Genomic DNA, 19,547 nt, shown 5'->3' with positions numbered 1-19,547 from the left:
ATGAATACAACCTTAACGCTATCGCAAAGCCAAACTGCTGTGCAGCGAATTATGAAAGATGTAATGGATGCATTTCTAGCCGAGCAATTTTTTCAGCTAGATGATCGCACGACGATCTCATTATCGGCTGCATCGAATGAATGGCAGCAGCTGTTCCCTATGTATGAAGGAACTTCTGTGTACGTAGGAAACATTGTGTTCCTGATAGAAAAGTGCTACAAGCAAGGGTATCAATGGGTAGCGGGTTCGCCTATTTATAAAAATGAGGATGAGAAATGGGTAGAGATCAGCTCTCCTATTAAAGTGGCTCAAATGGTACTGCGTCACTCGCTGTCTGAGGAAGCTTATGCTCATCCAGGCGTATCGGAGTTTTTGGCTGGACTGGATATCGCGATTCAACAATTACATACAAGCTTGGAGCAGGCTGGGGATGCTCTGTCCTTTACCCCTAGCTCAGCCTATGAATGGTATGTGAAGGGCGAGATGATTGCTTCTTTGCGAGATCGCCCGTTTCATCCATTGTCGAAGGCCAAAATCGGCTTTACGACAGAGGATTATCAGAACTACATGGCTGAGTTTGGGAAGAAGACGGCATTGCATTGGGTGGCTATCCATAATGAATCGGTTGTAAATGGTTATGCGGATGCCGTAGATGTTGATAGAGTGGAGCCCTATGATGTGCTGCACGATGAGCAGAAGGCGATGATCGATCAAGAGTTAGACAAGAAAGCGATTTCGAAAGAGCAATATACGATTATCCCTGTTCATACATGGCAGCTGCAGCACATCATTTTGCCCAACTTTAAGCAGGAAATAGAGGACAAAACGATTATCGTGCTGGATACACAAATAGGTGATTTCTTCGCGACATCTTCTGTTCGTTCGCTAACTTCAACGACTGCATCTACGAAAATGGTCAAGCTCCCGATTAGTGTATTATCGCTAGGGGCTGCTAGATATTTGCCTGTTGTGAAGCTGTTGAACGGAATTGTAGGAGAAAAAATGTTCCGTCAAGCGTTAGCCTGTGACGAGACACTTGCACATAAAGTGTTTTTATGTGAGGAGAACAATTGGTGGGGGTATATGCCAGCATCGATGGGACTGTTCGACGATCATCCTCGTCATTTGGCGGCACAAGTTAGAATCTATCCGCAGCAGTTATTGGATGATAGCTATAAGTTTCTTCCGATGTCATCGTTAGGCGTCGTATTGCCAGCTCAGCATTTCTTGACGGAAATCGCAGGGGGAAGCATATCGAAAGAAGAAGTCATCCAATTCTATTCGGAATTGGCTGCCACGTTCTACGATATTGTGATGAGATTGTTTAAAGTTGGCATCGTTCCTGAGATTCACGGTCAAAATTGCTGTGTCGTTCTTAAGGACAATAAAGTAAGCGGGCTGCTATTCCGTGATCATGATTCTGTACGCTTACACCAGCCATATCTAGATAAGCATGGCATTGAAGATCCGCGTTATCATATTCGACCGGGCTATTCAAATAGCTTGTACAATGAAACGTTGGAGAAATTGATATTCTATGTTCAATCCTTGGGTACGCAAGTCAATCTTGCCTCCATTATAGAGGCATTATCAGAATCTTATCAGATTCCAGTAAGCACGTTCTGGGAAATTACCGAAGCGAAGTTGAAGGATGCCTTGCAAATCATCGACATTCCTGAAGCAGATAGGGACGTATTACAATACGAGTTGTTCGAAAATAAGGTGTGGCCTGCAAAATTAATTATTCGCCCGCTGCTTGAAGCGGATGGTGTACCTGGTGCGATGCCGTCTGGCAAAGGAATAGGGTTTAATCCTTTTTATAAATGACCTAAAGGTGTGGTTTCTGAATAAAGGAGAAATGCAGTTCTTATTATTCCTATTTCATATTATGCAAGGAAGCCCTGATTCGAAATAAGAATCAGGGCTTTTATACTATATTGATAGCTCTTAAATAGATAAACATTGAAGCGACGTTCCTCGTTGTGACATTTCGTTTACATCTTGATCAAACTTTAGCGACATCTCCCCTCTATAGTGAACTAAGAAGACGGTACAAACACCTAAGAAATAATCATTATGAGGAGGAATACTAATTGTCAGTTAGTAGCAAGCTGCTGGACGAGTCTGGCAGTGAATATGGAACGGGAGCACCCATCGAAGATGTAGTGTCTTCCCAAAATAATAGACTGAAAACTAATGAGGGTGCAGGCAAATCATCGGGACGTCTTGCAGCGCTTGATGCAGCGCGTGGGCTGGCAGTCATAGGGATGTATTTACAGCACTTCGGGCAAAACGAGAGAATTGGAGACATCGTCTCTGGGAACACAACGCTGCTCTTTGTACTCTGTGGCGGGATTTCCTACTCGATTATGGCGCAGCGCTTGAAGGATCGAGAAACAGAGATGACCTCGTTCCGAGCAAAAATGCTTGCTCGCGCAGTGTTTATCGATGTGATCGGGTATTTGCTTATCATGCTTAATACCTCGTTTGGGGTGATATTGCCTGCCTATGCGGCAATATTCGTGCTGGCACTGATTCTGGTTAATCGTTCAACACGTGTGCTTGTCACGACAGCAGTCGCTTTGACCGTAATAGCCCCACCGTTGATGATTCTTGGCATGAGTCTCCTATCCGAAGCGTACCTTCTTGCTGATATTGCGGGCGGCCCAATGTCTGCTCTCGCACTTGCCCCTGCTTTCGTCGCAGGTATGGCGATCGGGCGCCTTGATCTCACCAAGATACGTACTGCATTCTCGCTTGCGGTCGGTGGTGTTGTCATGTTCGTAAGTGGTAAGGCACTGGACGCTTTCGTTCTTCCTGAACTACGACCTTCCTTTGAGGCGTGGCTCGTTCGTATTCAAGGTGCCGGAACTACCGGCTACCAGCCGCCTGACCTGTATGCCATTTGGCCGCTTAACACGGAACCACCGCTGTGGCACATGCTTCTCTATGCAGCTCCGCACACTGCGACGACATTTCAAACGCTGATTGGGCTGGGGTTCGCACTTCTGGTACTGGGATTGATATGCCTCGTGCCGAAGAACATTTCTTCCGTGCTAATGCCTTTCGCAGCAGTTGGACGAGTGGCGTTGACAATGTATGCGGCACAGTTCATCGTGAAGTGGTCTCTCGGACACGCAGGGATCGAAAATGGACTTGAGGGAGTACCTTTCAGTGACCTGCTCATTGTGGTGGCAACGCTAGCGATTGGTTGGGTGATCGCACGGCTGCCCAATGGCCCACTTGAGTCATTGATGCGACATTTTGACCAGATATTCAGCGTCTCTCGAACAGTACAAGCCTCCAAATAGAAGGTTGTCCTCGCCGGGGCTAAAAACTTTACAGGAAGACACTCTTCCTTATACTTGTGGGGCACTTGCAATACTTTTCTCCACGGACCTCCACGTGAAGTGGATTCGATTGTGAGGAGCTGCGAATGGACAGCTCCTCTTTGCTGTTCATCGAAGGCAATAGGTAGAAGAGTTTACGGTGCGGGACACTCCACCCACTGCCATCCATTGGAATTGCATATAGATAGACAAATCTTTAACATTAGTACTAGTATCATGGAATATATCACGCATTCGTATAAGAATTCGTACAAGAAAAGAGATAGGAGCTACTATGAATAACGCAAAAATTCTCATTATCGAAGACGATACTCCGATTGCGGATCTACTTGCATACGGACTTTCAAAAGAAGGATTTATAACGCGTGTCGCGACAAATGGAGCAGCTGGAATGAGAGAACTCCAATTGTTTCAGCCTGATTTATTGTTGCTTGATTGGATGCTGCCTGACTATAGCGGCCTGGATATTTGCAAGAAGGTAACCGCAGAATACAACATTCCGATCTTTATGATTACGGCGAAATCAGATATAACAGACAAAGTGCTAGGTCTTGAATTCGGTGCGGATGATTATATTACCAAGCCTTTTGATCTTCGTGAAGTGCTTGCACGTATCCGAACGATTCTTCGACGAGTTGACCAAGCAAACAGTGGTCATATAGACGAGGTACAAAAAGACGTCATTTGTTTTCAAGATATTGAAATTTATGCAGATGAACGACTCGTCCAAAAAAACAAGCAAGCCGTTGAATTAACGCCTAAAGAATTTGATTTGCTCATGATATTGATTAGGTACCAAGGAAAAACCTTTACTCGCTCGGAGTTGCTCGATATCGTATGGGGATACCATTTTGCAGGAGACACGCGTACCGTTGATACACACATACAAAGACTCCGTAAAAAGCTGGATGCTTCCGAATTCATTATTACTGTATTTGGAATTGGATACAAGTTCAAAAAAACGGGTGGGTAAGTAAAGATGCATAAAATCAGTATTAAATTTCTTGTTGGATTTATCCTCATTTTTTCTGTTTCTTTTCTTGTGCTTAATCACACCGTTAAGGAGCTCATTCGGACAAATAATCAAAGTATCATTACATCAGAATTAGAGGGATTGAAAAGCAACAGCAACGTGTACGTACGTCAAGCGTTCCTAATTAATCATTTCACGAGTGATGAACTATACTTTGGCGAAATGGCTGAAGAAATGGGAAACACCCTGAATCATGCCACGGGTAGTATCGTCGGCGTTTATACAGTCGATGGGGAATTACTATATGCTTCGGACAAGTCCAAGTTCACACAGTCGAATAAAAATGATTTACAAGAGGCGATTCATGGAAAGACAGCCTACAGTATTACTTATGATGATGATAAAACTTCTGTCCTATTTTCTTATCCCGTTGTCATTGATGGATCAAAAGTTGGTATATTACGCTTTTATAAAGATTTTAGCCTGCTTTATCAGCAAAGTGGAAAAATCTTAGAAATCATTCTATATATTACGCTTGCGATTTTCGCGGCGGCCTTTTTGTTTTCGTATATTCTTTCAAGACACATCACGCTCCCGCTTGGCAAACTTACTCGGGCTTCCAACGAGGTGAAAAACGGTAATTTGGAGGTTCGTATCCAGTTTAAAAGAAAGGATGAAATCGGTCGGTTAGCTGACAATTTTAACGACATGATCGATCAAATCAGCGGACAAATCAACATTATCAAAAAGGACCGAGATTATCTCGAGGAGCTCCATAAGAAGGAGAAACTTTTCTTCGATAATATTACCCATGAACTCAAGACGCCATTAACCTCGATTCTCGGATATGCCGAATTAATTCAAGCAAACGGTGAGAGTGACCGAATCTTTTTTGATAAGGGTATCAATCATATCATCGAAGAAAGCAGGCGCCTGCATGCGATGGTATTGAAATTACTTGAGGCTTCACGTAACAATGTCACGAAAAGTGAATTAGACAAAGTCGATGCTGGACTTATCCTTCAGGATGTTTGTGAATCGATGACTATTCGCGCTCAACGATACCGAAAAAAGTTAACGTATGACATTGATCAACAATTAATCGTATTCGCTCAAGGCGATAGGATGCGTCAACTCTTTATTAACTTGCTTGATAATGCTATCAAATACAGTTTAAATTTCTCGACAATCACAGTGAAGGGACTCCATGTTGACGGGAAAATTCGCTTTATTTTTGAAAACCCAAGCGATCCGATCGAGGCTGATCAACTTTCCAGACTTTTCCAACCCTTCTATTTAGCTCACTCAAAGGACTTGGAGAAGGGCAGCATAGGGCTTGGACTAAGTATTGTCAAATCCATTGTTGATGAATGTAAGGGTACGATTTCCATGGTTAGTCAACATGAACTTACGATTGTTACTGTGGAATTTGACTGTGTGAAAACGATGGAAGTGGAGAAGAGCTTATGACTAATAGAAATTTAATAGTATGGTCAGGGATTCTATCTTTGTTAGTTACGCTGCTGTCAGGATGTAGTGCAGGACCACAAACAGAAACGATTATTATGCCTAGCAAAGAGGAAATAAATATTGTGGGTCAGACCTCTAGTCCATTTCAAGTCAAAAATATTTATCGGCTCCCATATGAATTTACAAGCTCCGGACAATTGTTAGGCTGGTCTTCATCTGATTCGGTCATTGCTTCGTTCAAGACAGAAAGTGTATCAGAAGGTCTACAGTTGAAACGATTGACCTATCCGTTTGAGCAAAGCCAGATCATGTCCAAGATAAAAATGGATGACTCTCAAATAATTCTTTCTCCGGATGGTAAATATCTCGCAATGAGATCCTCGTCTGTTTCGGGTGACAGTTTGAAGTTACTTTCATTGGAGGACGGAAAAGAAACGGAGATAGCCAAATTCAGTAACCGCATATTTGTGCAAGATATTTCTTGGTCTAATAATAGTAGGTACCTAGGGTACTTAACGATAGATCCTTCTGGAGGGGAGAAAGACAGTCTCCGACTATATGATATGGAGTCTCGAACTTCCAAAATAGTTGAATTAAAGGATATGACTGAAGGAAATTCACCGATAAGTATTCATGTTTCAGATGATGGCCGCAGCGTACTGTTTACCATGTTGCCTGATCAAAGTGGAAAGAGAACGCTTCTATTGGGAGAAATATCTCATAACAAAATGGAGAAACAGTTCACTCGTCCGTCCGCAGGAGAGCAGAGTGCATGGATTAGTAGCGATCAGTTTGTATTCCTTGGATATGATGGAACATTATACGAATATGATCGGCGAAACGGCGCACTCTCCGTGATTTTGGAGAGAGTGTCTTCATTTAAACTTTCTCACGACAAAAAGAAAATCGCTTACTCTTTGTATGATGAAAATATCATTTATGTTGGAACATTGCAGGGAAGAAATGTTTTGTCTAATGGGCCTGTTTACCATGGAATTGTGCCGACAAATATGTACTGGAGCCTCGACAATAAAAAACTATTAATACAGGGGCAAAGCAATTCCACGGAAGAGCAGTCTTTTATTTTAGAATTTGAATAGCCACCATTCACTCCAAACAACCTTATTTCGGATCATCATCCGGATAAGGTTGTTTTTGTTATCAAAACCATCCATTCGGTGTGACAACTTGTTTACATCTCTATCAAACTTTGGCTACATCTAACCATTATATTGTAGTAGAGAAGAGCACAAGAAGTTTAGTAAAGGAAGTGTTAGGTAACATGGAGAGAAGAAGCAATGTGTCGGGTCATCGACGACGTAAATTAAACAAGAAGAAATTGATTGGGTGTACGGCACTACTATTTATTATCGTGATGATTGGTATTGGTATATATACTGCTGGACAACTTTTACTAGGAACGAATAGTCACATTCAAGCCGAGCAACTGCCACAAGTATCACATGTCATAACAGATGTGGCACCGAGTATGAGTGGGAAAGAAGCTCCTCCTACGCAGAATAGGGAAAATCGCAAAGTTGCCTATTTGACATTCGATGACGGACCTAACAAATATACAGACGATATATTAGATGTGTTGAAAGCAAATAACGTTAAAGCTACATTCTTTATGTTAGGCAACAATGTCTTAGCCAGACGCGATATCGTAAAACGGATGAGCGAGGAAGGACATTATCCAGCACTTCATAGCATGTCGCACAATTATGATAAGTTGTATAAGAGTGGTGGCAGCAGCAATTTTATTGATGAGTTTACAGAAGCACAGAGCATTGTGGAAGAAGTAACAGGCATTAAACCGACACTAATTCGTGCTCCATACGGCAGCTCACCGCAAATTAATGAATCGTTTCGTGGCGACATAGCGGAAGCGGGATTTAAGATGTGGGACTGGACGATCGATTCACTCGATTGGAAATACGAAAGTAACCCATCAGCCATTGTACAAGAGGTAACAGGTGCTTTGACAGAACAAACCGAAGTCATACTTATGCACGACCGTAAACAGACCCTTGATCAGTTGCAGAACATTATTGATGAAGTAAAAGCGCAAGGCTATGAATTTGAAGTATATGATCCAAATAACCACTATGTAAGTAATTTCGCCAAAGATGAGAGATTGTAGGTGCCCAATAGATATGAACCGCTTTGTAAGAACATAATATACATCTAATTGAGTCGCGCTTGCGGCTCTTTCTTCTGTATTACAATAAAAGGGATATAACACCTTGTACATATAAACAAAGGCTGCACTTCTTCCACGTACATGGGTTGAGTGCAGCCTTTGCTATGTTCGTTGCGTAACCAGTGAATTCTATCGATGATGTGTGAGATTCAAATGATCATTCCTCTTCTTCGCTAGCGGATTGATTAGGAACATCTTTCAATCGATAGGAAAGCAGCACATGAACATATTCGTCTTGCTCCTTTTGGCTCTCATACGCTCCTAGCTTCGCTTCTGCTAGATTAAAAGGTACTTTCGTCTGAGCTGTAGAAAGCGCTTGCGCGACATTGTGCATTTTTTCGGCCCATTCACGTGGGTTTAACGAGCTGTGTGCGATATTGACTTGTGCTAAACTTCGCTGCTGCGTATCGCCTTTACGTAAATTTACGTCTACAACATCAATGCCTTGCTGAATGAGTCGCAGTAGTTCTTGAAGAATAAAATCAGAATTAGCCGCGGCCATGGAACGATCTAGCGTATAGCTTCCTCTGTGTGTATTATCGGTGAGATAATACTTTTCAATTAAATTTCCTTGTTGTTTGGTTTCGACTAGCTGGAGTAGGCCGTGTTCTTCTAGTTTATTGACGTGGTAATACAGGCGGGATGGTTTCTCTTGTAGTTGCTCTGCCATTTGCTTAACGGTAACCGGTTCGTTCTTGGCAATTCGTAAAATAGCCAGCTTGCGTGGATCTAGCAGCATTTTAGCTAGCTCCATATCTTGCAGATTACGAAAATGATTCAATAAAGAGCCTCCTTATCCGGAAGAAGAGACTGCTTGTTGGCCTGCTTCTTGCGGCGTGGTGAGCCAGTCTGTCGAAGGGCTTGATTATATTTTAGCAGAGGGAAAACGGCACATACAACAAGCAGCAGCAATCCTGCTATTACAGTTGATTCGAGTGTTGTATTTATTGGAATAAGATCATAATCTGTAGCTATCACAATTTATGCTGAAAAGGTGGAATAACAATGCTGACTGATGAAAACAGAGGGATATACCTTATTACGGGCGTTATGGCATCTGGAAAATCTACAGTTGCACAGCTGCTTGCTGAGAAGTTTGAGCGAGGTGTTCATGTACGAGGAGATACGTTTCGTAAAATGATCGTAAGTGGGAGAGTGGAGATGCTCCCGAACACAGAGGAAGAAGCGATTAGGCAGCTGCGTTTGCGCTACCAAATTGCCGCCAACGCAGCAGATACGTATTACGAGGCAGGCTTCAACGTTGTACTACAGGATGTGATGATTGGCCCGATGCTGGGAGAGATGGTCGAGCTTATTCGTAATCGTCCACTATATGTAATCGTATTGAATCCGTCAGAGGATGCAGTTGCTCATAGAGAGCTTGCTAGAGCAAAGCAAGGGTATGGACTTTGGACGATTGCTGAACTAAATTGTTCCTTGCAAGAGGAAACATCGAAGATAGGTATGTGGCTTGACACAACGGATCTATCTGCTGAAGAGACCGTAGAACAGATTTTGCAGAGGGCAGGCACAGAAGCTCGCGTCTGAGCGAATTTGATAGATATACGGATAGATAGAGTCAATGTAATAAAAAGGTCAATCCATATGTTCGTATCAGATGCTAAACTATTGAAAGCAGGTGAATAATACTTACTTAAGTAACCAAGTGGAGGGAATATGAAGAAGTTTAAACGATATACCAAAAGATTCTTTATCTTTCTCGTTATTTTAGTCGCATTTATGTATGTGAATAATACGTCTCTATTTATAAAAGCTAGTGGCAAGTCTCCTGAGCTGCTGGCTCATAGAGGACTGGGTCAAACGTTCCCGATGGAAGGAATCCAGAATGATACTTGTACGGCGGAGCGAATCTATGAACCGGAACATTCTTACTTGGAAAATACGATCCCATCTATGCAAGCAGCCTTTGATGCAGGAGCAGACACGGTAGAATTGGATATTCAACTTACTACTGATGGTGAATTTGCTGTGTTTCATGATTGGACGCTGGACTGCCGAACAGATGGCAAGGGTGTTACTAGGGAACATTCAATGGCTGAACTTAAGAAATTGGATGTTGGTTATGGCTATACATCCGATCATGGTGCGACTTATCCGTTCCGTGGTAAAGGGGTGGGGCTAATGCCTACGCTGGATGAGGTATTGAAGCATTTTCCAGATCAATCTTTGCTTATTCATATAAAAAGTAATGATCCGAATGAAGGAGTGCTGCTTGCTCAATATCTATCTAAGCTGTCTATTAGCCAGTTGGAGCAGTTGGCCGTTTACGGTGGTGACGAGCCTATTGCAGCATTAAAAGAGAAGTTGCCAGACATTCGTGTGATGTCGATGAATACGATGAAAAGTTGTCTTCTACCCTATGCAGCAGTAGGGTGGACAGGATATATGCCTGCCGCATGTGAGAATACACAGCTTCACATTCCAGAGAAGTTTGCCCCTTATCTATGGGGATTTCCAAGCAAGTTCCTCGCTAGAATGGAAGAGGCAAATACAAAAGTCATCCTCGTAGCAGGTGATGGAGGCTGGTCAGAAGGGTTTGATAAGGAGCTCGATCTAGCACGGCTTCCAGAAAAGTATGACGGTGGCATTTGGACGAATCGTATTGATGTAATAGCGCCTACTATGAAAGAATGACCAGAGTAATTGTTCGACGAAACCGATTTTGTTTGATTTCCTAGCTGCAATGAATGGATTATTTAATAGTGCGTATAGCGCGTATGATAAAGAACCCGGCCCATTAGTGGTCGGGTTTTTGTGTTATGCATCGCATAAATAAACATTGTGTGAACTTACAGTTAAAGTCATATTAGGTCATTTATGAAAATACTATGGATAGGGTGATCTATCGTGCTTTACAAATCATTAAAGGAGGAATACATGTTATGAAACGGTTCGGTCATGTTTTATCCTTAATTGTGATGGTTATGGTGCTTGCTGCAGTTCCTGTTTATGCTGCATCAAGTACATGGACGCTTGATATGCCATTATGTATGTATAACGGAAAAGTGTATAAGCAATTTCATCATTTAGAGGATGGGAAAAATGGAATAACCGTCTCAGGAACGTTGACGACGAAACAAAAAAATAGTGGAGCAAGTGAGATCCCTCGCGAAATTACTGTCTTTCTTAGGGAAGATGATGGTCATACCAATAATCTAATCGGTTCTTTTAAGATAAAGCCATCAAGTGTAGTGGGTGGCACTGTTCATTTCAGCCAGCACTTCCCTGGAGCTAACTCGGTAGGCGACCCGGATGGCATTGGTGAATACTATCTAGTTTGGAGTAAAGGAGCCAACGATTACTGGAGAATAACAGGTACGGGAACCATGTCGAATTAAAATCATGAAATGAGCAGGACAGCTGAAATGGTTCTGCTCGTTTTATTCTAATATTGGGGCACTTCGTAAAAATGCTTAATATAAGTAGAAGCGGCCTTTGTAATTTTATTAAAAGTCAAGTAATTGTTTATAAAGCTCTATAACTAAATAATTTAATACAATGTCACACATTATATAGGGTTAAAAGGAAAGGATAGATGAACAGGGGGATTACCTGCTTACATCTATCCTTTTCAGATTGATGTTGAAAGACAAAAAAGTTGGGAATTAAAAACTCGATCCATTAGCTGTGGGTCGAGTTTTTTGTTACACTAAATAATTCAAAAAGGGTTTCACCTAATAATTGTGAAATATATTAATATAATTACAAATGATTTATTAAGCAGTAGCAATTACTTTGTTGATTCAGATGTATATAAAAATTATTTTATCTATTATGTGGTCACGTCAGATTTAAGCTGGTTACAACGCTAAGAAAAGAATAGTTACCAAACGACGCTTTGGGGACATTTTAATTAACAGAAGAAGGACAATACCTTACCCTGTTCAAATGCTATAATGGTAAAAAAGTATTTTCGAAGTTTGGAAGGTGATATTTTTTGGTGGAGTTAAGAACAATTAATAGGGACAATTATAAAGAATGTTTAAACTTGCATACAACTGATGCTAATGTGGACTTTGTAGACCCTGTAGCGTGGTCATTAGCCGAAGCGTGGGTGTTTTCTGATGATTCACGCCCTTTTGCAATTTATGCCGATAATGTGATGGTGGGCTATGTTTCAATGTATATTGGCGAAAATAACCCCCAAATCATAAATTTTATGATAGATAGCCGTTTTCAAAAAAGAGGCTATGGATCGGCAGCGGCTAGGCTTTGTGTTGAATATTTGTGCAAAGAATACAATGCAAGTAGGATTTCCTTACCAGTTAATCTAGGAAATATACCCGCACAAAAATTTTGGAGCAACTTAGGCTTTGAATTATCAGACGATATAGAGGATGGTTATATTTATATGCGGTTGTACATACAAGAAAAATATGTCTGAGCATATAAAAATGGAGCCGATTTCCCTAAACGGGCGCGATTGTTTCATAAGCGTTTTTGTTTCAATAACGGGGTGCTGCTTTAGTGCAATAAGGATTTATAGCGTATACAAAACAAACGTAAATAACGTTCCCAAACGCAAGTTTGGGCATACACCATTAAGCTACGAATGTTGTTAAAACAACGTTTCGTGGCTATTCTTATGAACTTTGTTTATAAATGATTTTATACACTCTCTTCAAAAGTCAGTCATAGCAATGTTTAAGTGGTCTTTCGAGCATGGATGCATGATCGACTTTAATGAATAAAATCATGCATATTTCTTAACGTTGAAATCGCTTCTGATTTTCTGCAACATATTGTTTAATTGCTATCAATCTATTCACCAATTCTTCTTTAGAAAGCTGCATATACTTCTTTCTAGCGTTTGTTAATCCTCTTTCGGGGGAAATCCTTCTTAAAGTGGATTCATCAAATATAGGGGGCTTCTCTGGCTTTTTACGAGCATTATTTACTTTATAAGTTCTACTATGCTTTTTGTAATGCTCATATAGTTCTTCATTTCGTTTAATAGTATTTATGTGAATACCTTTCTCTTCATCATTAAAGGCTTTTGAATGGTGACTAATATTATGATAGTTTCGATAATAGATGATTCGATAATTTCAAGCTTTGGTTTTGATTTCTTCGATAATTGCTGTTGCTTGATATATTCCTTTTCGTTTTGCTGCATTTGCTCCAACATTTTCTCATGTGCTTCTCGATGTTTCGTTTCATCAAAATGATGCTCATATACAGTCATCGTGTCTGGATTTTTCGACTTCATATAATTCATTTTGTGCAACGTTATAAATTTCTCGTAATCGAGAAGTAAAGAACCAGTGCCTTGCTTTATGTGGATTTAAACTTATTTCATTACTTTTCATTGCTCGATTCCAGTGGTAGTACCAAGCATGATAAGTAAGTGGTGTTCCGTTTGCAGATAAAAAGATAGGGGCATCATTAGGTAATTGTTCAGAATATAAATGATTTTCGTCAATGAATTTTCTTTCCTTTTCTATGTAGTGAAACAATCTTTTTACGGTATCTTTACTAACACGTATAAATTTGATTTTTCTACCATGACTCCCTTTATTGAATGTAATAAATTCTAATTCTTGATGACTTTTACGTTTGCGGTAATCCCCAACTGTTAGTTCAATAGGATATTGCAGAGCTTTTATCAATTCTCCCTACACAATCATGATAATAATCCGTCAAAGGAATAAAGGGCCGGTTCTCTTTGAATACAAGTAACTGGTATTTACTATCAATATGCTTTGGACAATACTCAAACTAATACAATTATTAACGCCTCTTTTTAAATAGAACGAATGTTCCTATTCTATTGTTTTTCTTTATGCTTGTAAAATGTTTAGCCTTTTAACAAATCTAAATGAGAAAGTTAGGAAAAATAAAAAAGCACACCACTAAAATTTCATTTAGTAATGTGCATTTTTATTAAATGTGTAACATGATAAACAAAACACCATTTTATAAGATATAAATGTACAATTACTTGTACTTAATCTTACAGAGTAGGCCGGTTCTTTTTAATGAACGTGCTATTCAAGATGGATAAGGAAGATGTTGGCGTTCAGTGTAAACCGTTGCAGGTCGGTTATCGTATTTATTCATGATGTTCCTCGACTTGAATCACTACCGTATTGGATTCAACAGTAAACACTGGAGCCAAATCGTCAAGTTGGAAGTTTACCGCAGCCGTATTGCGTACTTTATCTTTAGGTGGCAAGCACACTTGTTTCACTTCGAATGATACTTGAACAGATTGGCCGGGAGCTATACTGCCAAGTGAGATCCCGTTTTGAGGATTGGCATCTGGAATATGTTTGCCATCGATTTTGACGCTTTTTGGTACGAATTTCGTGCCTGTCTGCAGTACATCGGTCAATAGAACGTTGGTAGCTGTAACACTGCCTGTGTTCGTCATTGTTATTCTAAATGTAACCGTATCACCTACGAAAATGCGATGGCAATCTGCTTTCTTTGTTACCTCAATCGGCAGAGGAGTAACATTGACGGTTGCAGATGTGCTTAGAAGTCCAGTCTGAACTGAATCGACAAAGGCTGTATTTATGATCGGCTGACCTGGAGTTGAGGTAGGAGGTATCGTAAATGGAATAATTAGTGATAGTACCTCACCGACATCTTGTGAAACCACAGTTCCGCTAATGCTTAGCAGCGGATCATTGTAGCTAATATTTGTTAGTGGTACATTTCCGGTATTAACACCATGTAAGCTGAAGAATACCACTTCCCCTGGGAGTGCAGTCGGTGGAAAGACCGTTTTGCTGATAGTTAGTTGAGGATCGGCAGGAACAGTAACCTGAACGGTTGCTGTAACCGGTGCAGTTTCTGCAGTGGTTAGTACCGCAGTATTTGTTATTACAGTCCCGCCGATGGTGTCAGCAGGTATCGTAAACGTTTGGGTAAGTGAAACGGAGAATCCAGCTGGAACAAAGTCGACCGTCTTATCAATGCCTAGCAGCTCATCCGTAAAATGCAAATTCGTTAACGGTCCATTCGACGTATTGCGGAACTCAAACGTAAACGTAACGTTTTCACCTGGAGATGCGACAGATGGATTCACCTGTTTATCAAGCGTTAGCGATGGAATCAAAGATAGTACAGTAAACGATGCCGTTGCAGAGGTAGGAACCGTTTCATTGGATGTGGCCGTAGCAGTATTGGTCAAAACTGTGCCGGCTGGCAAGTTAGGCGTTACGAAAGGTAATGGAATTGAGCTGCTGGATCCCACAGGCAGATTTGGAATAACTGATCGGAAATCTATCGCTGCATCTTCGATGACTACATTCGATAAATCAACATTGCCTGTATTGGTCACTGTAAGGGTCACTGTTACGCTTTGACCTGGTACGGCTTGAGAAGGATCAATGGTTTTCGTAATTTGTAATAGAGGAGCAGGATCAATCGTTACAGAGGTGCGGCCTTCTTCCGGATTAGTCTGATCCGACTCAGCCACTGCCGTATTTACAATAACGGTACCGCTTGGTGTTCCAGCAGGAATCGTAAATGCGAACGTAAATGCCTGACTTTGGCCCGGATCTAACGTACCAACGGTTTGATTAATACCAAGTATATCATCATTGAAGAAGACATTGGTCAGGCTTACAGTTCCAGGGTTCGTTACGGTAATCGTATAATTAACGGTATCTCCAGGTGCGGCTGTAAAACGATCAGTCGTTTTCACAAGCGTTAATAATGGCGGTAATGGATTGACTAAAACAGTAGCATTATCATCCTCAGGCGGTGTCTGATCAGAAGTGACCGTACTCACATTCCTAATAATAGTGCCAATAGCGGTTCCCGCAGGTATCGTGAAGGTAGGCGCGAAGCTTTGAGATTGACCTACTGCGAGTGTAGGAATATTCGTGCTGAACCCAAGGAACGGATCGCTTACAGTTACATTTGTTAAAGGGATATTTCCAGTGTTGGTGACCGTAATTGTATACGTAATTGTATCACCCGGCAGTCCATTAGGCTGATCTGGCGTTTTGGTAATGGTGATGTCAGGTACTTCGTTTACCGTAATGGTTGTTGTATCCTGCTGGGGGCCCGTTTCTGTTGGCGTCACGGTAACGACATTTGTGATGGTCGACCCTGGGGTTGCGTCATTTGGAATAGTAAATGGAATCGATTCAATTACACTTGCACCTGTAGCAAGTGTGTCAATCGTCGTTTGGTAAGACAGAACGGGATCAGAGATAACAACATTCGTCAGGTCGATATTTCCGGTATTGGTGACGGTTATCGTGAACATGACGGTATCACCCGGATTGGCCTGTGGCTGATTGACGGATTTTGCTACCGTGAAGGCTGGAAGCAGTAGGGCTAGAGCGGCCGTTGAACTGTCTTGAACCGACTGCGTTCCAGCAGTGCCGGTTACTGTCGCGGTATTGATGAACGGATTGCTGCTAGAGCTAGAAACAACGAATGGGAAGGTAATCGTTCGCGATTCTCCTACTGCAAGCGAGCCAATGGATTGGATAATTCCAAGCAGCGGATCACTAAGCTGTACGCTTGTCAGTGGTGTGTTGCCTGTGTTCGTTACAACAAACGTATAGGTGACTGTATCCCCGACAGCGGCTTGGGTAGGGGCGACCGATTTGGATATCGAGATACCAGGTGCACTGATGACTGTGACGACAGCATCGGCTTGCCCAGGAGCTGTTTGATCGGTTGTAACGGTGGAAACGTTAACGATTGTATCGCCTTGCATTGCGGTTAATGGGATGACGAATGGCATCGTAACTACAACTGTATCTCCGGGGTTTAGCGCAGCAAACGTTTGATCAATACTTATAGTCGGGTCGACAATGTGTACATTGGTGAGCGTCTGATTGCCTGCATTTGTTACCGTAATGGTGTAAGTGACCGTTTCTCCTGGGGCAGCAATTTGTGGCGTGACGCTTTTGAAAATAATCGCATCTGGGATTGGTGTTACGATAATCGTCGCTGTATCGGAGGTAGGTGGCGTCTCGTCAGAGGTTCCCACCGATTGATTCGTAAACACAGTACCTGCAGTCGTTCCTAATGGGACCGTAAATGGAACCGAAAACGTTTGTGATTGTCCTACATCCAATGAAGGGATCACTTGGGAAAAACCAAGTAAATCGTCTGTAACGGTGACATTGGTAATAGGAGCATTGGATGTATTGCTGACAGTAATCGTATAGCTTACCGTGGTTCCAGGGGCTACAGCTACTTGATCCACTGTCTTCGCAATCGCTAAACTAAAGCTTGGTAACACCGTCACTTGTGCCGTATCAATAATAGGAGGAGTCTGATCCGAAGTAGCTGTGGCCGTATTATCGATAATGGTACCGGCCAAAGTGCCAGGAGGAACTATAAATTGAACAATAATGGTTGTTGAGACTCCAGGTGCCAAGCTGGACAAGACATCAATCAGTCCGAGCAGCGAGTCTTCTATGCGTACATTCGTCAAGGTGACATTGCCTGTATTGGTTACCGTGAATGTATAGTTCACACTATCTCCAGGTAATGCAGTGGGCGTAGACGCTGTTTTCGTAATCGAAAGCATGGCTGGAGCAGAAATTAGAACAATGTAATCCTCTACTTCTCCATCCGCGGCAGCTCCTAAGCTTCTCGTATCTTCTGCAGTCGGCAAAGTATTTTGATTCACCAGATTATCAGTTGTAAGCCGTAGTCTTACAAAGGTCTGACCTGAAACTAATGTGACACCTGCAGGAACGGTGAAGGGAAGCGTGACGATTTGGGTCCCTGTCTGTGAAGGGACGACCTGAACAGGTGCAGCTTCATTCGCTTGGAAAATACCATCATCATTAAAGTCAACCCATCCGTACAAGTTAGCTGGACTTCCTGTATTATTCGTTATCGTGACATTTAACAAATAACTCGTTGCGGTTACTGCAATGGCAGGAAGAGGAACGGTTAAGCCGTCATCTTGTATCCCTTTTGAAATATCATCGCCTGTGGCGGTAGGGTTCTGGAAAGCATCTTGTTCCGTCGTAATCCGTGTTCCTAGGAAAAGTGTATTTGTCGTCTGATGCCGTGGTCCATTGTTAGCAAGCAAGGTAGAATAATTACTTGGCCCATTCCCTGCACCTGTATCTGGCGCATCACCATAATCAACGCCAACGGTGATAAAGGGACATAGAGTTGCATCATTTAAATTCGTAGTAATGGTTGTGGAGAAGCGGGCTGAAGTTGCTTTATTTCCAGTTATGGTATATCTGTAGATTCCCCCGTTTGTATTGGAGATCGCGTAGATATTGTCCGCTGCATCAATAGCCATTGCACCAAAGGACGTGGCGGTAACAAGTGGAGTCGTCGTTAAGTTGGTAACCGCTCCCGTCGTAGGGACAATTCTTATGACAGGACCCGATGGATCAACCCCATATAAATTTCCATCTAATGGTCGGAATACCCAGTCGCTAATGGTTGGTGTTTTGCTAAAGGCAACTCCGAAGTTGCTCGTCTGTTCCTGAAACCCATTTGCAGGATTAACCAGTTTCATAAAGGTTGCAGTATTGGGACGTAAGTCTACAACAAAAAATCGGGATGCCCCTCTTGCCAACAGGTACAGAAATCCGCTCAAATCGAAAGTTCCACAAATATAATCATCCGCAGGCAATCCAGGTGGAAGAGGAGCCAGATCTGTAACATTTCCACTTCTATCTACACGGGTAATGAGATTATTAGTCCGATCATAGCCGTAAATATAATTATCTAATGGATTGTATCCAATTGCATTAATACTTACCGCTGGATTAACAATTCCTTGTGAGATAGCAGTTCCCGTTACAAGGTTAATATTAAACCACTGGGTAGGTTGGCCTGAAAACTGAACCATGGTCGCTGTACAGAATAAAGGGTTATTTGTCGTGTCGTGGCTGAAATTTTGGTTCGCAATGGTGGCGTTGCCAGTAACCTGTGCAGCGGTTACGGTAACTGTTAATTTTCGTGGCCCGTTGGATACGGTAAAGCCGCTAGGCTGTGTAAAGGTAGTAGGTGGGCAGGTAGCGCCTGGATTCGCTACAGGCTCATAGACGGTATACGTTCCTGCAGTCGTAATAGAAAAGCTGTAGTTACCATTCGCATCCGTTTGCACAGATGTACAGGTTCCTGCTGAGCTGCTAAATAACACAACAAAAACATTAGGTATGCCCGGCTCTCCGGGGTTAAATGTACCATTATGATTGAGGTCATTAAACACGATTCCTGTAATCGTTGCTGGCATCTTTCTTTATCGCTCCTTTCATATTGGCGCCAATACATTTACATAGCGTCTAAATGAGCAAACATCACACTACTCAAAATTCGCCTATGTCTACTGTTAAGCATCTTATGCGACTTTACTTATCACAGTGCCCATTTTCCAATAATGAAAGAAAGGAGCATTCATACAGATACGTATCACAAATTGGTCAAATATGAAGGTGGGCTTGGTGAGGAAAAGTGATGATTAGTTTGAAACCACATGATATTGTGATAAACTTCACATATAAGTGTGTTAGCTGGGTATAGTTCGGGTAATCCTATTACTATCCATATAATGCAACTAGTATGAATCGTGGAGATGAGA

General features: G+C 41.9%; 13 protein-coding genes. 10 read left to right on the top strand and 3 right to left on the bottom strand.

The annotated features are described in order from the left end of the window. The 6 genes from FPZ44_RS12190 (at position 1) to FPZ44_RS12165 (ending at position 7,936) form a co-directional block, all read left to right on the top strand. Positions 1-1,827, top strand: coding sequence for an IucA/IucC family protein (locus tag FPZ44_RS12190; protein ID WP_144990541.1), 1,827 nt, complete (start codon positions 1-3; stop codon positions 1,825-1,827). A gap of 266 nt (positions 1,828-2,093) precedes the next feature. Further along, complete coding sequence (locus FPZ44_RS12185; RefSeq protein ID WP_186786032.1) at positions 2,094-3,311, top strand: DUF418 domain-containing protein; 1,218 nt, start codon at positions 2,094-2,096, stop codon at positions 3,309-3,311. Positions 3,312-3,624: 313 nt separating this feature from the next. Further along, entirely contained in the window at positions 3,625-4,323 is a 699-nt protein-coding gene (locus tag FPZ44_RS12180) for a response regulator transcription factor (RefSeq protein WP_144990539.1), read from the top strand. A gap of 6 nt (positions 4,324-4,329) precedes the next feature. After that, positions 4,330-5,793: a sensor histidine kinase gene (locus FPZ44_RS12175; protein ID WP_144990537.1), complete on the top strand. Its 1,464-nt coding sequence runs from the start codon at positions 4,330-4,332 to the stop codon at positions 5,791-5,793. Next, complete coding sequence (locus FPZ44_RS12170; RefSeq protein ID WP_144990534.1) at positions 5,790-6,893, top strand: WD40 repeat domain-containing protein; 1,104 nt, start codon at positions 5,790-5,792, stop codon at positions 6,891-6,893. Before FPZ44_RS12175 ends, FPZ44_RS12170 begins: the two co-directional genes overlap by 4 nt. A 182-nt stretch (positions 6,894-7,075) precedes the next feature. Beyond that, positions 7,076-7,936, top strand: coding sequence for a polysaccharide deacetylase family protein (locus FPZ44_RS12165; protein ID WP_144990532.1), 861 nt, complete (start codon positions 7,076-7,078; stop codon positions 7,934-7,936). Between the two features lie 217 nt (positions 7,937-8,153). Here the strand turns inward: FPZ44_RS12165 and FPZ44_RS12160 are convergent, their stop codons facing one another. Beyond that, positions 8,154-8,777, bottom strand: coding sequence for a helix-turn-helix domain-containing protein (locus FPZ44_RS12160; protein ID WP_261378300.1), 624 nt, complete (start codon positions 8,775-8,777; stop codon positions 8,154-8,156). A 224-nt stretch (positions 8,778-9,001) separates the two neighbouring features. Between FPZ44_RS12160 and FPZ44_RS12150 the strand changes: the two genes are divergently transcribed. The 4 genes from FPZ44_RS12150 to FPZ44_RS12135 all read left to right on the top strand — a co-directional run bounded on the left by FPZ44_RS12150 (position 9,002) and on the right by FPZ44_RS12135 (position 12,401). Further along, entirely contained in the window at positions 9,002-9,544 is a 543-nt protein-coding gene (locus FPZ44_RS12150) for an AAA family ATPase (protein ID WP_144990528.1), read from the top strand. 129 nt (positions 9,545-9,673) lie between these two features. Next, complete coding sequence (locus FPZ44_RS12145) at positions 9,674-10,651, top strand: glycerophosphodiester phosphodiesterase family protein (RefSeq protein WP_144990526.1); 978 nt, start codon at positions 9,674-9,676, stop codon at positions 10,649-10,651. Positions 10,652-10,899: 248 nt separating this feature from the next. Continuing rightward, entirely contained in the window at positions 10,900-11,355 is a 456-nt protein-coding gene (locus FPZ44_RS12140; RefSeq protein WP_144990524.1) for a hypothetical protein, read from the top strand. A gap of 602 nt (positions 11,356-11,957) precedes the next feature. Continuing rightward, complete coding sequence (locus FPZ44_RS12135) at positions 11,958-12,401, top strand: GNAT family N-acetyltransferase (protein WP_222429803.1); 444 nt, start codon at positions 11,958-11,960, stop codon at positions 12,399-12,401. Between the two features lie 787 nt (positions 12,402-13,188). Here the strand turns inward: FPZ44_RS12135 and FPZ44_RS12130 are convergent. Together FPZ44_RS12130 and FPZ44_RS12125 are read right to left on the bottom strand one after the other, a co-directional pair. Then, a complete protein-coding gene (locus FPZ44_RS12130; RefSeq protein ID WP_144990520.1) occupies positions 13,189-13,626 on the bottom strand; it encodes a site-specific integrase in 438 nt (145 codons plus the stop codon). 443 nt (positions 13,627-14,069) lie between these two features. Further along, entirely contained in the window at positions 14,070-19,202 is a 5,133-nt protein-coding gene (locus tag FPZ44_RS12125) for a DUF7507 domain-containing protein (RefSeq protein WP_144990518.1), read from the bottom strand. Between the last annotated feature and the right edge of the window lie 345 nt (positions 19,203-19,547).

Source organism: Paenibacillus agilis, from assembly GCF_007786455.1.
Lineage (GTDB): Bacteria > Bacillota > Bacilli > Paenibacillales > Paenibacillaceae > Paenibacillus_B > Paenibacillus_B agilis.
Note: the sequence above shows the minus strand (reverse complement) of the source record. Positions and strands in the feature narration are given on the sequence as shown.

What these genes read in the sequence shown, in the direction of transcription:
- FPZ44_RS12180 (WP_144990539.1), top strand. Translation starts at nt 3,625, where the DNA reads ATGAATAACGCAAAAATTCTCATTATCGAAGACGATACTCCGATTGCG.
- FPZ44_RS12175 (WP_144990537.1), top strand. Translation starts at nt 4,330, where the DNA reads ATGCATAAAATCAGTATTAAATTTCTTGTTGGATTTATCCTCATTTTT.
- FPZ44_RS12125 (WP_144990518.1), bottom strand. Translation starts at nt 19,202, where the DNA reads ATGCCAGCAACGATTACAGGAATCGTGTTTAATGACCTCAATCATAAT.
- FPZ44_RS12150 (WP_144990528.1), top strand. Translation starts at nt 9,002, where the DNA reads ATGCTGACTGATGAAAACAGAGGGATATACCTTATTACGGGCGTTATG.
- FPZ44_RS12190 (WP_144990541.1), top strand. Translation starts at nt 1, where the DNA reads ATGAATACAACCTTAACGCTATCGCAAAGCCAAACTGCTGTGCAGCGA.
- FPZ44_RS12170 (WP_144990534.1), top strand. Translation starts at nt 5,790, where the DNA reads ATGACTAATAGAAATTTAATAGTATGGTCAGGGATTCTATCTTTGTTA.
- FPZ44_RS12165 (WP_144990532.1), top strand. Translation starts at nt 7,076, where the DNA reads ATGGAGAGAAGAAGCAATGTGTCGGGTCATCGACGACGTAAATTAAAC.
- FPZ44_RS12145 (WP_144990526.1), top strand. Translation starts at nt 9,674, where the DNA reads ATGAAGAAGTTTAAACGATATACCAAAAGATTCTTTATCTTTCTCGTT.
- FPZ44_RS12140 (WP_144990524.1), top strand. Translation starts at nt 10,900, where the DNA reads ATGAAACGGTTCGGTCATGTTTTATCCTTAATTGTGATGGTTATGGTG.